Genomic DNA, 17,677 nt, shown 5'->3' with positions numbered 1-17,677 from the left:
AGAGGCTCGCCCATGTTCAGCGCACTGCTCAATATCGTCATCCCGGTGTTTGCCGTGGTGGGCCTGGGTGCCCTCTATGGCCGGCTGCGACCGGGCGGGGCGCTGGGCTATGTCAACCGGGCCAATATCGAGCTGTTTACCCCGGCGCTGGTGTTCTCGGCGCTGGTCAAATATCCGCTGGCGCTGATGGCCCATTTGCCGCTCATCGCGGCGGGGGCCCTGGTGATCCTGTTGCCGGGTCTGCTGCTCTCCCTGCTCAGACTGAAAAGCATCAGCAGACCGGCCTTGATCCTGCCCGCCATGTTTCGCAACACGGGCAACCTCGGCATTCCGCTGATGGTGCTGGCCTTTGGCGAGCAGCAGCTGGGCGCCATCGTCATACTGTTCGTGCTCTCCAACCTGCTCCACTTCTCGGTGGGCATGTTCATCCTCTCGGCCAACACCTCCCGCTGGCTCTGGCTGCGCAGCCCTGTGCTGTGGGCCGCCTTTGCCGGCTTGCTGGTGGCCAACCTGCACATTGCGCTGCCGGAATACCTGGTGACCAGCGCCTCCCTGCTCGGCCAGATCTCGGTGCCCTTGATGCTGTTTGCCCTCGGCATCCGCCTGATGGAAGGGGAGCTGGATCACCTGGGGCTCGCCCTCAAGTGCAACCTGCTCTACCTGCTGGCGGGCGGGATCTCCCTTGGACTCGCGGTCTGGCTGCTGCCGCTGCAGCCGGCCTGGATCCCGCTCTTGATGCTGTCGGTAGCGCTGCCCCCGGCGGTGCTCAACTACATGCTGTGCGAGCAGTACCAGTGCCAGCCCGAGAAGGTGGCCAGTATCGTGCTCGGCGGCAATGCGCTCTCGGTCGTGGTGATCCCGCTGGCGGTCTGGCTGGCCCTGCACATCAACGGCTGAGCCGGTTTTTTCCGCAGTTTTCGTGGACGCCTGCTGGCGTCCACGGCTTGCTCCTTCGCGCTTATCTTCCCCAGGCTGCGCCAGCACCCACTCCCGGCAGCGGAGTGGGTGCAAGTTCCCTTTTCGTGATCCTCGGCGAAGTCGCTGCCGTCGAATTGGCATAGTATCTGGCCAGCATGAATCCCACCCAGGGTGGGAGCCAAGGGATTAACAACATGATGTCCGTCAGTAACCAATGTTTGTTGATGCAGATCCAGCCCACCATCTTGCGCTTTGCCAAGATGCTGGCCAGCGTGCTGCAACTGGAAGTGGAAATCGTCGACGCCAACATGGTGCGGGTGGCGGGAACCGGGCCTTACGGCAAGTTTTTCGGCCGCCAGCTGGAGGGAGACTCCCGCCTGTTGCGCTACGTGATCGAACACCAGAGCGAGAAGATAGTCACCCACACCAGCGAGGATCCTGTCTGTGAGGGGTGCAGCTGCAAGGAGAGCTGCCGGGAACGCGCCTTCCTCGGGGTGCCCATCATGGTGGAGGAGACCTGCATCGGGGTCATCAGCCTGGTGGCCTTCAACGCCGAGCAGCAGGCGCGCCTCAACAACAATCTGCAGGAGGTGTGCGACTATGTGCAGCACATCTCCAGCATCTTCGTGGCCAAGCTGCTCGATTCCCGCGGCTTGTCGGACGGGGTCAACAAGGTGTTCCTGAACCTGATGAGCCACATGGATCAGGGCTGCCTGCTGCTCGACGAGAAGAGCCAGGTGCGCTATGCCAACGAGGTGGCGCTCAAGCAGCTCAACTGCCAGCAGGAGCAGTTGCTGGGGCGCGAGATTGGCGTGCGTCCGCTCACCTTCGCCCAGCAGGGGCTGACCGGGCACATGCAGCACATCATCACACTGGCGGATCGTCAGGAGCTCATCATAGGCCAGCTGCACCACGTGCAGGGCCAGCAGCTGTTTCTGATGGCGTTTCACCAGTCCCACTCAGCCCTGAGTCAGCCGCTGGAGCCGGACGAGGGCATGGCGCTGCTGATCGGCGAAAGCAAGCCGATGCGGGCGCTGAAAAAACTGCTCCATCGCATCGCCCTGAGCCCTTCCAGCGTGCTGGTCTGCGGCGAGAGCGGCACCGGCAAGGAGGTGGTGGCCCGCGCCATTCACCGCCTCAGCCCGCGTCATGACAAGCCCTTCATCGCCATCAACTGCGCCGCCATTCCGGAGCAGTTGCTGGAGAGCGAGCTGTTTGGCTACGTGAAGGGGGCCTTCACCGGCGCCTCCAGCGGCGGCAAGCAGGGGCTGATCCAGGCCGCCCATCAGGGCACCCTGTTTCTCGACGAGATAGGAGACATGCCGCTCACCATGCAGGCCAAGCTGCTGCGGGTGCTGGAGCTGCGGGAGGTGACGCCCATAGGTGCCAGCCGGCCCGTGCCGGTGGACATTCGCATCATAGCCGCGACCCACCAGCATCTGGAGCAGTACATTGCCGAGGGCAAGTTTCGCGAAGACCTCTTCTATCGCCTCAACGTCATCCCCATCCACCTGCCGCCGCTGCGCGAGCGGGAAGGGGACGTGGCGCTGCTGACCCACTACTTCCTCAACCTGCACACCAGCCGCATCGGCCTCATCTATCCGGGACTGAGCCCTGAGGTGATGGGCCTGCTCGAGGGGTATCGCTGGCCCGGCAACGTGCGCGAACTCAGCAACCTCATCGAATACCTGGTCAACGTGGTGCAGGCGGGGGAGGTGATCGAGAGCATACTGTTGCCCCCCAATATCCTGCGCAACCAGCGCGGCGCGGCGGACGAGCAACCTGGCAGCGCGGCGCACATAGCGCGGGCGCCGCTCGCGCCCGAGCCCTACGCCAATGCAGCGGTCTCCGATCCCTCCTTTGGCCATAATGCAGCTGTCAGCCCTGCACCTGGTACGCAGGGTGCGGCCGGGGTTCCCTGGCCTCTGCCGGGAGAGGGGAGCCTGCAAGGCCACGCAGCGGCGCGGGGAGCAGGCCAGGCCGAGCGAAGCCTGGAGCTGCCCCTCGGGGAAAACGGGCTGGAGAGCATGGAGAAGCAGGTGATAGAGGAAACCTTGCAGCGTCTTGGCAACAAGAAGCTGGCCGCCCAAGCGTTGGGGATTGGGATTGCGACCCTCTATCGCAAGATAAAGAAGTACGAGATCGCCGTGCAGGCCTGATCCTCACACCGCCGCTGGTCGCAAGCGGCGACCTGCTCGCAGATAATGGCTGCGCCTGGGGCAAGGCCATTATCATTATGATAATTCCCTCGCATCGCCTATCAATTAACGGCCCGCATCTGATAGCCAGGGTGATAATTATCAGTGCGCATCTTGGCACTATTTTAAATACGGCTTTGGCGTGCCGGCATTTATCGTGAAAGTGCCACGCCATATGCCTGAATGGCGTTGTCATGTGCGCTGGCTCACATCTATTTTCCTGTTTCTCGTTATTCCCCCTTAAATAGCGCATTGGCACGCTTATTGATTGCTCTTGTTTGACGCTGACCGATGAACTCACCCAATGGCCCTATTTTCGGTGACCTTGTGAGTGGAAGGGGAGCAATCCATATCTCATCAACAGATTGGGGCTAACGATGAAAGCAGTGAACCAGTTAATCAAAGAGATCAATGAGCTCAAATCCAACCTGCATGAAAAGGACTTCCTGCTGACCTGGGAGCAGACCCCCCAGGAGCTGGCGCTGGTCCTCAAGCTGGCCGAGGCCCTCAAGGGACTGCGGGCCGAGAACATAGCCACCAGGCTGTTCAATACCGGTCTTGGCATCTCGGTGTTTCGTGACAACTCCACCCGCACCCGTTTCTCCTATGCCTCCGCTCTCAACCTGCTCGGCCTCACCCAGCAGGATCTGGACGAGGGCAAATCCCAGATTGCCCACGGCGAGACGGTGCGTGAAACCGCCAACATGATCTCCTTTTGCGCCGATGCCATCGGCATTCGCGACGACATGTATCTGGGGGCGGGCAACGCCTACATGCGTGAAGTGGGCGCGGCACTGGACGAAGGGTTCGAGAAGGGGGTGCTGCCCCAGCGCCCGGCCCTGGTCAACCTGCAGTGCGACATTGATCACCCGACCCAGTCCATGGCTGATCTCGCCTGGCTGCAGGAACACTTCGGCAGCCTGGAAAGCCTCAAGGGCAAGAAGATTGCCATGACCTGGGCTTACTCCCCGAGCTACGGCAAGCCGCTCTCCGTGCCCCAGGGCATCATAGGGCTGATGACCCGCTTCGGCATGGAGGTGACCCTGGCCCACCCCGAAGGGTATGACCTGATCCCGGACGTGATCGCGGTGGCCCATGAGAACGCCAAGGCCTCCGGGGGCAGCTTTCGTCAGGTCACCTCCATGGAGGAGGCGTTCAAGGATGCCGACATCGTCTATCCCAAGTCCTGGGCTCCCTACCAGGTGATGGAGCAGCGCACCGAGCTGCTGCGGGCCAACGATCACGCCGGCCTCAAGGAGCTGGAGAAGCAGTGCCTGGCGCAAAACGCCAAGCATCAGGATTGGCACTGCACCGAAGAGATGATGGCCCTCACCAAGGGGGGTGAGGCGCTCTATATGCACTGCCTGCCCGCCGATATTACCGGCGTCTCCTGTCAGGCGGGCGAGGTGAGCGAAGGGGTATTCGAGAAATACCGCATCGCCACTTATAAAGAGGCGAGCTGGAAGCCCTATATTATCGCCGCCATGATAGTTGCCCGTAAATTCTCGGCGCCGGGCGCTGCGCTCGAGGGATTAATCAAAGAGGCGCAAAAACGCGTCAAATAATGGTTGGGCCGGGCCGGGAATATTTCCCCGCCCGGCCATCATGGCGCAATCATTATCACGGGTTCTCTCTCCTGGGCGCTTTTTAATCAATGATCCCCGGCGAGATGACTCTCTGTGAGGTATTCATGTCCCAATTCTCCCTGAAGATGGATATTGCCGATAACCGTTTCTTTACCGGTGAATCCCTGTCTCTGTTTTCCCGGGCAGAGGCGCAAAAGGCCCGCGCCTTTCACAAGAAACTGGCCGGTTATGAACCCACCCCCCTGTGCGATCTGAACGCGCTGGCCGCCTATGTCGGGGTGAAAAAAATATTGGTCAAGGACGAGTCCAAGCGCTTTGGCCTCAACGCCTTCAAGATGCTGGGGGGCGTCTACGCCATCGCCAATTTGCTCTGCGAAAAATACGGGGTGGCGGTGGAGGATTTCACCTTCGATCTCATCAAGCGCACCATCAAGGAGCCGATGACCTTCGCCACCACCACGGATGGCAACCACGGGCGCGGCGTCGCCTGGGCCGCCAAGCAGGTGGGTCAGCATGCTGTGGTCTACATGCCCAAGGGCTCGGCCCAGGAGCGGGTGGAGCACATTCTGGCGCTGGGGGCCGAGTGCATCGTCACCGACATGAACTACGACGACACAGTGCGCCTGACCATGAAGATGGCCGAGGAGCGCGGCTGGCACATAGTCCAGGACACTGCCTGGGAGGGCTACACCCAGATCCCGACCTGGATCATGCAGGGCTACGCCACCCTGGCCGACGAAGCGGTCGAGCAGATGCAGGCCATGGGCATCCAGCAGCCCACCCACGTGCTGCTGCAGGCCGGGGTCGGGGCGCTGGCGGGCGGCGTGCTCGGCTATCTGGTGGACTGCTTCGGGGCGAAAAACCTGCACAGTATCGTGGTCGAGCCGGATCAGGCCGACTGCATCTACCGCTCCGGCGTGGCGGGGGAGATGGTCAACGTGGGGGGCGACATGCGCACCATCATGGCCGGTCTCGCCTGCGGCGAACCCAACCCCCTCGGCTGGCCCGTGCTGCGCGGCTGCACCACCCAGTTCATCTCCTGTCACGACAAGGTATCGGCGCTCGGCATGCGGGTGCTCGGCAACCCCCTTGGCGACGATCCCCGCATCATCTCCGGCGAATCCGGTTCGGTCGGCACCGGCGTGCTGGCGGCGGTGCGCCACCACCCGGATCGCGCGGCGCTGATGACCCGTCTCGGGCTGGACCGCAACTCTGTGGTGCTGCTGATCAACACCGAAGGGGACACCGACGTGGCCCACTACCGGGAAGTGGTGTGGGAAGGCAAGCATCCCGCCTGCGAGTAAGAAACACGAATTGAAGAACTGCGAATTAAAGAACAGATCGCGCCTCGCCAACGGGACGCGGTGAAGGGGTCAGGGCGCTGCCGACGAACAGGCAGCACACTCTCGAATGTTTGGAGAAATCACAATGAGCAAGCAGATTCCGTTTGAAATGGTGTTGGAGAAGGCCCACCAGTACAAGGCCGAGATGAGTCAGTTCCTGCGCGACATGATAGCCATCCCGAGCGAAAGCTGTGACGAGAAGCGGGTGGTGCTGCGCATCAAGCAGGAGATGGAGAAGGTCGGCTTCGACAGGGTCGAAATCGATCCCATGGGCAACATTCTCGGCTATATCGGCCAGGGCCCGCATCTGATCGCCATGGATGCCCACATAGATACCGTCGGGGTCGGCAACCGCGCCAACTGGACCTTCGATCCCTATGAAGGGATGGAGGATCACGAGGTAGTCGGCGGCCGCGGCGCCTCCGATCAGGAAGGGGGCATGGCCTCCATGGTCTATGCCGGCAAGATCATCAAGGAGATGGGGCTGGAAGATCAATATACCCTGCTGGTGACAGGCACAGTGCAGGAGGAGGACTGCGACGGCCTCTGCTGGCAGTACATCATAGAGCAGAGCAAGATCCGCCCCGAATTCGTGGTCAGTACCGAGCCGACCGACTGCCAGATCTACCGGGGCCACCGCGGCCGCATGGAGATCCGCGTCGAGGTGCAGGGGGTGAGCTGCCACGGCTCGGCGCCGGAGCGCGGTGACAACGCCATCTTCAAGATGGGCCCTATCCTCGGCGAATTGCAGGAGCTCAGTCACAACCTCGGCCATGACGACTTCCTCGGCAAGGGCACCCTGACCGTCTCCGAGATCTTCTTCACTTCGCCGAGCCGCTGCGCCGTGGCGGACAGCTGCGCCGTCTCCATCGACCGCCGCCTCACCTGGGGCGAGAGCTGGCAAGGTGCGCTGGACGAGATCCGTGCCCTGCCTGCGGTACAAGCCGCCGGGGCCGAGGTCTCCATGTACCAGTACGACCGCCCGGCCTACACAGGGCTGGTCTACCCGACCGAGTGCTACTTCCCGACCTGGAAGGTGGAAGAGGATCACATCACGGTCCGGACTCTCTCCAAGGCTTACACCCAGCTGTTCAACAAGGCGCCTGTGGTCGACAAGTGGACCTTCTCCACCAACGGCGTCTCCATCATGGGTCGCCACGGTATTCCTGTTATCGGTTTTGGCCCGGGCAAGGAGCCGGAAGCCCACGCGCCGAACGAGAAGACCTGGAAGGAGCATCTGGTCAAGTGCGCCGCCATGTACGCCGTGATCCCCATGCTCTATCTGGCCGAGCTGGACGAATGAGGGGTCTGCCGGGCGGCGAGCGCTGTCGCCGCCCCTCTGTTGCAAGTGCCCCGTCTCCATTGAGGCGGGGCCTTGCTGTTTGAAGCGATGCGATATTCGAGGTGGTGGGGATGAAACGGCTTGTGAAAAACGGCACCCTGGTAGATGCACAAGGGGAATATCGTCAGGATCTGCTGATCGAAAACGGGGTGATCCGTGAGCGCGCCGCCGATATCCAGCCCGATGGCGAGACCGAGGTGCTCGATGCCAGCGGCTGCTACGTGATGCCGGGCGGCATCGACGTCCACACCCACTTCAACATAGATGTCGGGATTGCCCGCAGTTGCGATGACTTTTTCAGCGGTACCCGTGCCGCCGCCTGTGGTGGCACCACCACCATTGTCGATCACATGGGTTTTGGCCCGGCGGGGTGCAAGCTGAATCACCAGCTGGCCCGTTATCACGATTACGCCGCCGATCAGGCCGTGATCGATTACAGCTTTCACGGCGTGATCCAGCATGTGGATGACGCCATCCTCCACGAGATGGCCGCCATGGTGCAGGAGGAGGGGATCAGCAGCTTCAAGCTCTATCTCACCTACCAGTACAAGCTGGGGGACCATGACGTGCTGCGCGCCCTGGCTCGCCTCAAAGAGGTGGGGGCGCTCGCCACAGTCCATCCCGAGAACGACGCCGCCATAGCGGCGCGCCGGGCTGCCCTGCTGGCCGCGGGCCACCATGAACCCTGGTATCACCCCCAGAGCCGCCCGCTGGAGTGCGAAGCCGAGGCGGTGGCCCGGATGATCAATCTGGCGGCGCTGGCGGGCAATGCGCCGCTTTATATCGTCCACCTTTCCAACGGGCTGGGGCTCGAGTACCTGAAACTGGCGCGCCGCCAGGGGCAGCCGGTCTGGGTGGAGACCTGCCCGCAATATCTGCTGCTCGATGACAGCTGCTACTACCGCGAAAACGGGGTCGACTACCTGCTCAGCCCGCCGCTGCGCGGGCGCTGCGAGCAGGACAAGTTGTGGGTCGGCGTCGCTGCCGGCGATATCGATACGGTGGCGACCGATCACTGCAACTTCTCCCACGCCCAGCGCATGACCCTGTCAGGCGGCGATTTCAGCCGCTGCCCCAACGGGCTGCCAGGTGTGGAGAACCGGATGCTGCTGCTGTTTGCCCATGGGGTGCTGGGTGGGCGCATCTCGCCGTCGCGCTTGGTGGCGCTTACCAGCGCCAATCCGGCGCGCCTCTTTGGCCTCTGGCCGCGCAAGGGTAACCTGCAACTTGGGTCTGACGCCGATCTGGTGCTAATGGATCCCCGTGGCGAGACCCGGATCCGCCACGCCGCGCTGCACGACAACGGCGACTACAGCCCCTACGAGGGGATGCGCTGCCCCGGCCGGATCAGGATGACCCTGAGCCGCGGTGAGACAGTGGCCCGCGACGGCGAGTTCACCGGGCAACGGGGCCATGGCCGATTTTTGGCCAGAGCGCCTTTTGATCCGGCCTTGGCGCCGGATCTGCACTCGCCTTGCTCCGCAGTGGCGGGCTGACAGGCAGTTCGAAACACGCAAATCAACAAGAGCATGTGAACAACGAAAGGTGGGCCGGTATCGCGCCGGCTTGTCTCATCACTGGAGATAACAAGATGAAACAGCGAATCGTACTGGCTCTGGGTGGCAATGCCCTTGGCAACAACCTGCCCGAGCAGATGAAGGCGGTGCAGAGCACGGCGGGCACCATAGCCGACCTGATTGCCCAGGGGCATGAAGTGGTGGTGACCCACGGCAACGGCCCCCAGGTGGGGATGATCCAGCAGGCGTTCGAGGTGGCGGCCCGCCACGACCCCAAAGCTCCCCATCTGCCCATGTCGGTCTGCGTCGCCCTGAGCCAGGGTTATATCGGTTATGACCTGCAAAACGCCCTGCGCGAGGCCTTGCTGGCGCGCGGCATTCACAAGCCGGTCGCTACTCTGGTGACTCAAGTTGAGGTGGATAAAAACGATCCCGCCTTCCTAGATCCGAGCAAGCCCATCGGTGGCTTCTTTAGCAAGGAGGAGGCCGAGGCGTTGATGGCCAGGGGCGAGCGTCTCAAAGAGGATGCCGGCCGTGGCTATCGCCGGGTGGTGGCATCCCCCAAACCCGTCGACATCATAGAGAAGGGGACAGTCTCTGCCATGCTGGCCGCCGGTCAGGTGGTGATCACGGTCGGTGGTGGCGGCATCCCTGTGCTGCGCGAAGGCAATCATCTGCGCGGTGCCAGCGCGGTGATCGACAAGGATTGGGCCAGCGCCAAGTTGGCGGAGCTGATCGATGCCGACATGCTGATCATCCTCACCGCGGTGGAGAAGGTCGCCATCAACTTCGGCAAGCCCGATGTGCAGTGGCTCGATACCCTGAGCGTGGCCGATGCCAACGGCTTTATCGCCCAGGGGCAGTTTGCCAAGGGCTCCATGCTGCCCAAGGTGGAGGCGGCGCTCTCGTTCGCCACATCCTTGCCGGGGCGCAAATCCCTGATCACCTTGCTGGAAAAGGCGGCCGAGGGGATCGCCGGCAAGACGGGGACCCTGATCAGCCAATAGCCTCGCCTTTGATGGTTGCAAACAGGGGGGCCAAGGCCCCCTTTGTGTTAGCCGACAGACCCGCCACCCGACGATGGGCAGGACGAAAGGAGAGGCGTAAGATGGCTCCCCTTGGCATAAGATTGGCCAGCAGTAGAGGCGACAAGGCAGAGCAATGAGTACAAAGATCAATATGGCGGCGCTGGGGGGCTTGGTCCTGCTCACCGCCATCTGGAGTTACAGCTGGATAGTGATGAAACAGGTGATGCTCTACGCGGGGGCCTTCGAGTTCACCGCCCTGCGCTGCCTGTGCGGATCCCTGGTGTTGCTGCTGGTGCAGTGCCTGCGCGGCCGCCAATACCTCACACCCACCCCGTTTCGCTATACCCTGGCCATCGCCCTGTTTCAGACCTGCGGCATGGTGGGGCTGGCCCAGTGGGCGCTCATCAGCGGCGGGGCGGGCAAGGTGGCGATCCTGAGCTACACCATGCCGTTCTGGGTGGTGATCTTCGCGGCCCTCTTTCTCGGCGAGCGGATGCGACGGCTTCACTATGTAGCGGTCGGGGTGGCGGCCTGCGGCCTGCTGCTGGTGATAGAGCCCTGGCAGCTGCATCTGGATTCCATGAAGAGCGCGCTGCTCGGGATTGCCTCCGGCATCTGCTGGGGGATCAGTGCCATCATCGCCAAGCGGATGTATGCCCGCCACCCCAGGGTGGATCTCATGTCCCTCACCACCTGGCAGATGATCTACGCCACCCTGGTGATGGCACTGGTGGCGGCCCTGGTGCCGGAGCGGTCCATCGACTGGCAGCCCTATGTGTTTGGTGCGCTCGCCTACAGCGCCATCTTCGCCACTGCGCTGGCCTGGAGCCTCTGGCTGTTCGTGCTGAAAAAATTGCCGGCGGGGATTGCCGGGCTCAGCACACTGGCTGTGCCGGTAACAGGCGTGCTGCTCTCCTGGTGGCTGCTTGGCGAAAACCCGGGGCCGGTGGAGGGGAGCGGTATCGGCCTTATCGTGTTGGCGCTTGTTGTCATAAGCCGCAAGGGCAAGCGTTCCGTGGTGTCGGTGGCGGGGGAGACCCGGATCAAGCAGGGTTGAGCCGATTAGAGGAACGAGAATGGAAAAGGGCCCGCCATCATGGCGGGCCCCTTGTGTTGGCGAGCTGGCTTATCTGCGCTGTGCCAGGTGCATCATGGCTTCCAGCACGGCGCCGCCGATCGCCCGGGCCTTGTCAGAGACGGTAGTGGGGTCGGCGCGCTCGCCGCGTGGGTCTATGTCACCGATCTTGAAGCCGACCGTCACCTCGATGCCATCGCTGAGCAGTCCCCGCACCATGCCAGAGAGCGGCGCGATGATGGGGGCGTCCCCCACGTGGGCGATCACGTCCCCCTCCTGCACCAGATCGCCGAGCTTGATCAGGCTCTGCATCATTCCAGGGGCGGGGGCGCGCACCACCCGGCGGGCCGAGTGTCCCTCTATCACCCCGGGAATGCCGGTATTGGGCTGGGCGGGGCCCTGATAGATGACTCGTCCCAGATGGTGGCCACGGTTGGTCTCGATCACCGCATCACAGTCGCGCCCCGCCTCGAAGCCCGGGCCAAGGGCCACAGTAATGGGGGCCATCTCCCTGTGGGTGCCGAGGTTCTGCTTGGCGAGGATGGCATCCACCAGATAGCGGGGCTTGAATTCGGCGAGGGTGGCGCAGTCGGGGTCAACTAGCAGCGGGATTATGCCCAGTTCCAGCTGCTCGAATGCCTGCTCGACGCTGTCGACCCGCTTGGCACGCACCCCTTCGACGCTGGTTTCGCCGTCAAACATCCCCTGGGCGAAGGCGACGGTGCGGCGGATCACCGTGGGCTTGTCGAGATCCAGCATCACCACCTTGAAGCCGGCATTGTAGAGCCGCAGCGCGACGCCGGTGGCTATGTCGCCGGAGCCGCGCATCACCACCAGCCTATCCCGCTTGAGGCGCACATCGTCCTGCATCAGGCCGCCCGCTTTGCCATTTTTCACCTGCAGCAGCTCGGCGAGTATGCTGATGGCGATCTCCTCGGGGGTTTCGGCACCTATGTTGTAGCCGATGGGGGCGTGCAGCCGTTGCAACTGCTCCTGGCTGATGCCTTGCTGGCGCAGGGCCTGGGTGAAGGTCTGTACCTTGCGCTTGCTGGCGAGCAGCCCCAGGTAGGCGAGGGGACGGGAGATGAGCCGCTCCAGCGCCTCCTTGTCCTGGTGGTTGGTGGCTATGATGACAAAGTTGGCGGGCTCTATGGCCAGCGCCTCGATCACCGCGCTCATGCTCTCGGCCTGCTTGAGATGGGTACCGGCGGGGAAGAGCTCTGGGTTGAGACTCCCTTCAAAACAGTCGCCGACATGGATATCAAAGCCCAAGGGGGCAGCGGCATGGGCCAGTGCCCGGTTGACATGGCCGCCACCGATCAATACCAGACGGGGGCGCAGGCCGTAGACATCGATATAGACCGACATGGCGCCGCCGCAATCCGAGCCCACCGCATGCTCGCCGTTGCGGGCCATGCGGCCATGGAAGATGCGCGGCTTGCGCTCACCAATGGCCGCGACGGCTTCCTCTATCACCAGCCGCTCTATCATGCCGCCGCCTATGGTGCCGAGGATCTGGCCATCGGCCATCACCAGCATCTGGGCCTGATGGCGGGGCGTGGAGCCGCGGCTCTCGATGATCTGGGCCATCGCGAACGGGGTGTTGGCTTGTTCCAGTCGGGCTGCGTGTGAAAAAAGATTCATAAGGTACCTCATTTCATCCTTAACGGGTCATGCGCGCGGTGACGCCACCGGTTCGCCATCCAGAGGGGCCTGGCTCACCACATGACGAATGGCGATGGGCTCGCGTACCGCTCCCTGCCAGATGGCGTGGAGCTCGGGGTGACGGGCCAGCAGCGTTATCAACTGTGGCTGCCATGACGCCTCATTTTGATAATCGCCATTGATAAACCAGACTCGCCGGGCCCTGGCCGGGGTGCCCTTGAACACCCCCTGGGGGTGGGCGAGCAGCCGGTCAAATAGCGCCCAATCCAGCGGCTCACCGGCCTCTATCCCGCACAGGGACTGGAGCTCGGCCCAGCGATGGATCTGCTGGGGGTCGGCCTTGGCCCCCACCATGGCGCCGCCCACCAGGGCGATCACCCAATCACTGCTCTGGGGAATGCAAGGTTCGTGCAAAGCGGGCACTTTCAATAACTTGTGATGGGCGCCGTCCGCCTCCACCAGGATGAGATCGAAGCGCTGCTGCCCCTTGATGAGATCAATCTGCTGGGGCGTGGGGCCCGCTACCTTGCCGCTGGCCTGATCGAGATGGCTGAACAGGGCGACCAGGGTGGGGCCATCGGGCAGGTGCTGACAGCGGGTGAGCTGGCGGACGGGATCGGCTTCCAGGATCAATTCCCGATAGTGTGACTGGGCTGGCAGAAACATCCGGGTGCTGGTGGTAATCAGCACCCTTTTGCCTTGTTTATAAAAATATTCCGCCAGCCAGAACAGGGTGCTGGTTTTGCCGCCGGCGCCGCAGAGGCTAATTAAGGTGGTACGGCTATCTATATTTTCGGTGAGCGGGTTTAATAGTGTCTCAATATCGGGAAAGGCACGCTGGACAGGTGAGGGGATGGGCATGGCAACGACCGATTCAAATAAGGGCGCAGGCAGTGAACAGCACTGTCATTCCAGAACGAGATGCGACTGCATAATAACGGCGGCCGGCCTCTCGTCGCGAATGGGCGCGTGGAAACTGATGCTACCGTATCGCCAGAGCACGATTCTTGATGAGAGTCTCAAAAATGCCCTCGCTTTCTGTGACCGGATTATTCTGGTGGTGGGGCATCGCGGTGATGAGTTGATGGCTCGCTATGCAGACAGACCCGAGATCCTGCTGGTGGAAAACCATGATTATGCACAGGGGCTCGGTAGCTCCATCCGGCTGGCATTGGCGGCCAGCAGCAGCGACTACCTCTTCATCTCCCACGGCGATCTGCCCTGCATTCCCCTCGATGTCTACCAGACGCTCTGGCAGGCACGGGGCCCCCACACACTTTTCCCCCGTTATCAGGGAGAGTCAGGGCACCCGGTGTTGCTGCCATCATCGCTTGGCAAGGCGCTGGCCGAGGCGCCGGTACAAGGCTCCATCCGTCGCTGGCTGATGGCACATCCCCATCGCTTCGTCGAGGTGCAAAGTGACGCCATCCTGCTGGATGTGGACACCCCGGAGCGTTATCAGGCGCTGTTGCGGGCAGACGGTGCTGGCTGAGCCTGGCTGTTGGTGAGTGCATAATTATGAAAGTCGGAGCCAGGGCGAACGCGGCATTTTTGCCGCTGTGGTGGCCGACATTATCACCCTGCGTGGCCTGATAAAGGCAGGCGCAACGAGATTATCAAACTGATATTCCAACCCCGCCAACGTGAGACTTTCTCAGCATCTATCGCGATTACTGCGTTATTAATGTGCGTTATTGATAGCCGCTCTCATTCCCGAAACAGGTATTTCCTGTCGACATTTCATTAATTCGAGGTGCCTCACGCTTTTACGCTCACAAATTTAAATGTGCCAGCACTGGCCTGATTGTTGCTCTTGTCTGTTTCAAGGGGCTGCCTTGTGAATGAGCCCCATTTATTCACCCAGTCAATGAGCAGAGCCGCTGCAAGGAGATCATCATGGGCGATATTATGCGACCCGTTCCGTTCAAGAACCTTCTGACCCGTATTTTCGCGGAATATAAAGAGAGTCAGAGCATTTTCGGTATTCCCGCCGCGCAATTCTATCGCAAGCAGGACGAGCGCAAGATCAAGGTGTTCGGTGAAACCTGCGAAACCCCCATCGGCCCGGCAGCCGGCCCCCATACCCAGTTGGCCCAGAATATCGTCACCTCCTGGCTGACCGGCGGGCGCTTTATCGAGCTCAAGACGGTGCAGATCCTGGACCGTCTTGAACTGGCAAAGCCCTGTATCGATGCCGAGGATGAGTGCTTCAACACCGAGTGGTCCACCGAGTTCACCCTGCCCAAGGCGTTCGATGAGTACCTGAAAGCCTGGTTTGCCCTCTATCTGCTGGAGGAGGTGTTTGACCCCCGCCTCGATGGAGAGGCCAAATCCTTCATCTTCAACATGAGCGTGGGCTACAACCTTGATGGCATCAAACAGCCGCCGATGCAGCAATTCATCCACAGCCTGATGGATGCCAGCACCAGCCCGAAATTTGCCGAGTATCAGCAGGTGCTGCGCGAACTGGTGGCCGACCCGCAGTTTATCGCCGAGCTGGGACTGGGGGCTCGTCGTGATCGCCTGCAACAGCTGGCGGACTGCATCCCGGCCAATCTGGTTCACGGCGTCACCCTCTCCACCATGCACGGCTGCCCGCCGAACGAGATTGAGGCCATCTGCCGCTACATGCTGGAAGAGAAGGGGCTCAACACCTTCGTCAAATTGAATCCGACCCTGCTTGGCTACCCGCGGGTGCGCGAGATCCTCGACACCTGCGGCTTTGATTACATAGGTCTGAGCGAAGCGTCGTTCGATCACGACCTCAAGCTGGAGCAGGCCAAGGCCATGCTGGTCCGATTGATGGCGCTAGGTGCCGAGAAGGGGCTCACCTTCGGGGTCAAGCTCACCAACACCCTCGGCACCATCAACCGCAAGGGGGCGCTGCCGGGTGATGAAATGTACATGTCCGGCCGGGCGCTGTTCCCGCTCTCCATCAATGTGGCCGCCGTGCTGTCACGCGCCTTCGATGGCAAGCTGCCCATCTCCTACTCGGGTGGCGCCAGCAAGTTCAACATCGCGGATATCTTCGAGACCGGCATTCGCCCCATCACAATGGCGACCGATCTGCTCAAACCGGGTGGCTACCTGCGCCAGCTCGAGTGCCTCAAAGAGATAGACGCTTCAGAGTGCTGGGGCATGAGTCAGGTGGATGTAGAGAAGCTGGAGCGGCTTGCCGCCAGGGCGCTCACCATGGATTACACCCAGAAGGAGTGGAAGTCCGGGGATCGCATCGAAGTGGGCGGCGGCCTGCCGCTGACCGACTGCTATGTGGCGCCCTGCGTCACCGCCTGCGCCGTGCATCAGGATATCCCCGAGTACATTCGCCTGATGGGCGAGGGGGAATATGTGGCTGCCCTCGAGCTGATTTATCAGCGCAACGCCCTGCCCGCCATCACAGGCCATATCTGCGATCACCAGTGCCAGTACAACTGCACCCGTCTGGATTACGACAGCCCGCTCAATATCCGCGAACTCAAGAAGGTCGCGTTGGAGCGTGGCTGGGAAGGGTACAAGGCGCGCTGGCACAAACCGGCAGGCAGTGGTGACAAGTACCCGGTGGCCGTGATTGGCGCCGGCCCGGCCGGTCTCTCCGCCGGTTACTTCCTGGCCCGTGCCGGCCATCCGGTCACCATCTTCGAGCGCGAAGCCGATGCCGGTGGCGTGGTCAAACATATCATCCCCGAGTTCCGCATCCCGGCCGAGCTTATCGCGCACGACATCGACTTTGTCGCCGCCCACGGGGTCAAATTCGAGTTTGGCTGCGATACGGCCCTGACTGTCGACAAGCTGCATGCCCAGGGCTTTGCCTATGTCTTCGTCGGCATAGGTGCCGACAAGAACGGTGGCATGCGCCTCGATGGGGGTCATGATCGGGTCTACAAATCCTTCCACTTCCTGCGCAGCTTCAATCAGGGCAAACCGCTGCCGCTGGGCCGCCATGTGGCTGTGATCGGCGCCGGCAACACCGCCATGGACTGCGCCCGCGCGGCCCTCAAGGTGCCCGGTGTCAGCGATGTGACCGTGATCTACCGCCGCAGCGAGAAAGAGATGCCCGCCTATCGCGAGGAGTATCTGGAAGCGGTGGAGGATGGGGTGCGTTTTTGCTTCCTCACCAATCCGGAGCACTTTGACAAAGATGGCAAGCTTGTCGTGCGGATGATGGCGCTGGGGGAACCTGACGAGCAGGGCCGCCGCCGTCCTGTACCCACAGATCAGACAGAAGTGATGCAGATGGATGCGCTGATCACCGCCATCGGCGAGCAGCCCGATTGTGACGTGCTCGAGGCGATGGGGATTCCCCTTGGCAGCGATGGCTGGCCCGAGGTGGATAGCCAGGGCGAGACCAGCCGTCGCAACGTCTTCCTCATCGGTGACGTGCAGAGCGGCCCATCCTCCATAGTCGCGGCCATCGGTGGCGCTCGCCGCGCCGCGGATCTGGTGCTGGCCCGTGAGCATATCGCCAGCCAGCAGAGTGACGTGGCTACCCAGCCATCGGGCAAGGATGAGATCTACCGCCGCAAGGGAAGTATCGCCGTCACCCTGGTCGACAAGGGCGAGCGGGAGGCCTTCGTGGCGCAGGAGGCGCACCGCTGCCTCGAGTGCAACTACCTCTGCAGCAAGTGCGTGGATGTCTGTCCCAACCGGGCCAACGTCGCCATCGCAGTGCCTGGCTTCAAGGATCAGTTCCAGACCCTGCACCTGGATGCCTACTGCAACGAGTGCGGCAACTGCGCCCAGTTCTGCCCCTGGCAGGGCAAGCCCTATCAGGACAAGGTCACCATCTTCAGCCTGCCCGAGGACTTCGACAACAGCCGCAACCCCGGGTTCTATCTGGCCGATGGCGGTGAACTGAGGATCCGTCAGGGTGGCGAGACCTATCGCCTGACCATAGACGAGCAGAGCCGGATCCAGGATGCCCCCGAGGCGCTCGCTGACATGTGCCGCATCATCAGCCATGTCCACGCCCATCACCACTACCTGCTGGGGGCCGTCGCGGCCTGAG

The 17,677-nt window shown here is 62.1% G+C and carries 12 protein-coding genes; 10 read left to right on the top strand and 2 right to left on the bottom strand.

From position 1 onward, the window contains the following. The first annotated feature begins 12 nt into the window (after positions 1-12). The 8 genes from AACQ95_RS13980 (at position 13) to AACQ95_RS13945 (ending at position 10,989) form a co-directional block, all read left to right on the top strand. On the top strand, positions 13-897 hold the full coding sequence (locus AACQ95_RS13980) for an AEC family transporter (protein WP_043555611.1): 885 nt from the start codon (positions 13-15) through the stop codon (positions 895-897). Positions 898-1,112: 215 nt separating this feature from the next. After that, positions 1,113-3,077: a sigma 54-interacting transcriptional regulator gene (locus AACQ95_RS13975; protein WP_241278811.1), complete on the top strand. Its 1,965-nt coding sequence runs from the start codon at positions 1,113-1,115 to the stop codon at positions 3,075-3,077. Between the two features lie 416 nt (positions 3,078-3,493). Next, a complete protein-coding gene (gene ygeW / locus AACQ95_RS13970; RefSeq protein ID WP_098984120.1) occupies positions 3,494-4,681 on the top strand; it encodes a knotted carbamoyltransferase YgeW in 1,188 nt (395 codons plus the stop codon). Between the two features lie 125 nt (positions 4,682-4,806). Continuing rightward, positions 4,807-6,006, top strand: coding sequence for a diaminopropionate ammonia-lyase (dpaL, locus tag AACQ95_RS13965; RefSeq protein WP_241278810.1), 1,200 nt, complete (start codon positions 4,807-4,809; stop codon positions 6,004-6,006). Between the two features lie 124 nt (positions 6,007-6,130). Further along, on the top strand, positions 6,131-7,348 hold the full coding sequence (locus AACQ95_RS13960; protein ID WP_241278809.1) for a YgeY family selenium metabolism-linked hydrolase: 1,218 nt from the start codon (positions 6,131-6,133) through the stop codon (positions 7,346-7,348). A 110-nt stretch (positions 7,349-7,458) separates the two neighbouring features. Continuing rightward, complete coding sequence (gene hydA / locus AACQ95_RS13955) at positions 7,459-8,883, top strand: dihydropyrimidinase (RefSeq protein WP_241278808.1); 1,425 nt, start codon at positions 7,459-7,461, stop codon at positions 8,881-8,883. Between the two features lie 95 nt (positions 8,884-8,978). Next, the gene (gene arcC / locus AACQ95_RS13950) at positions 8,979-9,911 is read left to right on the top strand and encodes a carbamate kinase (protein WP_241278807.1); all 933 of its coding nucleotides are present in this window, start codon (positions 8,979-8,981) and stop codon (positions 9,909-9,911) included. A 154-nt stretch (positions 9,912-10,065) separates the two neighbouring features. Further along, positions 10,066-10,989, top strand: a complete 924-nt coding sequence (locus AACQ95_RS13945) for a DMT family transporter (protein WP_241278806.1) — start codon at positions 10,066-10,068, stop codon at positions 10,987-10,989. 69 nt (positions 10,990-11,058) lie between these two features. Here the strand turns inward: AACQ95_RS13945 and yqeB are convergent, their stop codons facing one another. Both yqeB and yqeC read right to left on the bottom strand, forming a co-directional pair. Next, positions 11,059-12,651 carry a selenium-dependent molybdenum cofactor biosynthesis protein YqeB gene (gene yqeB / locus AACQ95_RS13940; protein WP_241278805.1) on the bottom strand — a complete coding sequence of 531 codons (1,593 nt, stop codon included), beginning with the start codon at positions 12,649-12,651 and terminating at the stop codon, positions 11,059-11,061. 27 nt (positions 12,652-12,678) lie between these two features. Then, a complete protein-coding gene (gene yqeC, locus AACQ95_RS13935) occupies positions 12,679-13,533 on the bottom strand; it encodes a selenium cofactor biosynthesis protein YqeC (protein ID WP_241278804.1) in 855 nt (284 codons plus the stop codon). Here yqeC and mocA point away from each other — a divergent pair. Next, the gene (mocA, locus tag AACQ95_RS13930) at positions 13,526-14,164 is read left to right on the top strand and encodes a molybdenum cofactor cytidylyltransferase (protein ID WP_339357902.1); all 639 of its coding nucleotides are present in this window, start codon (positions 13,526-13,528) and stop codon (positions 14,162-14,164) included. The genes yqeC and mocA overlap by 8 nt on opposite strands. 404 nt (positions 14,165-14,568) lie before the next feature. After that, a complete protein-coding gene (gene ygfK / locus AACQ95_RS13925) occupies positions 14,569-17,676 on the top strand; it encodes a putative selenate reductase subunit YgfK (RefSeq protein ID WP_241278803.1) in 3,108 nt (1,035 codons plus the stop codon). The last annotated feature ends 1 nt before the right edge of the window (position 17,677 follow it).

Source organism: Aeromonas sp. MR19 (genome assembly GCF_963899305.1).
GTDB lineage: Bacteria > Pseudomonadota > Gammaproteobacteria > Enterobacterales > Aeromonadaceae > Aeromonas > Aeromonas bestiarum.
The sequence above is the reverse complement of the archived record's forward strand: the minus strand, read 5'-3'. Positions and strand labels throughout refer to the sequence as shown.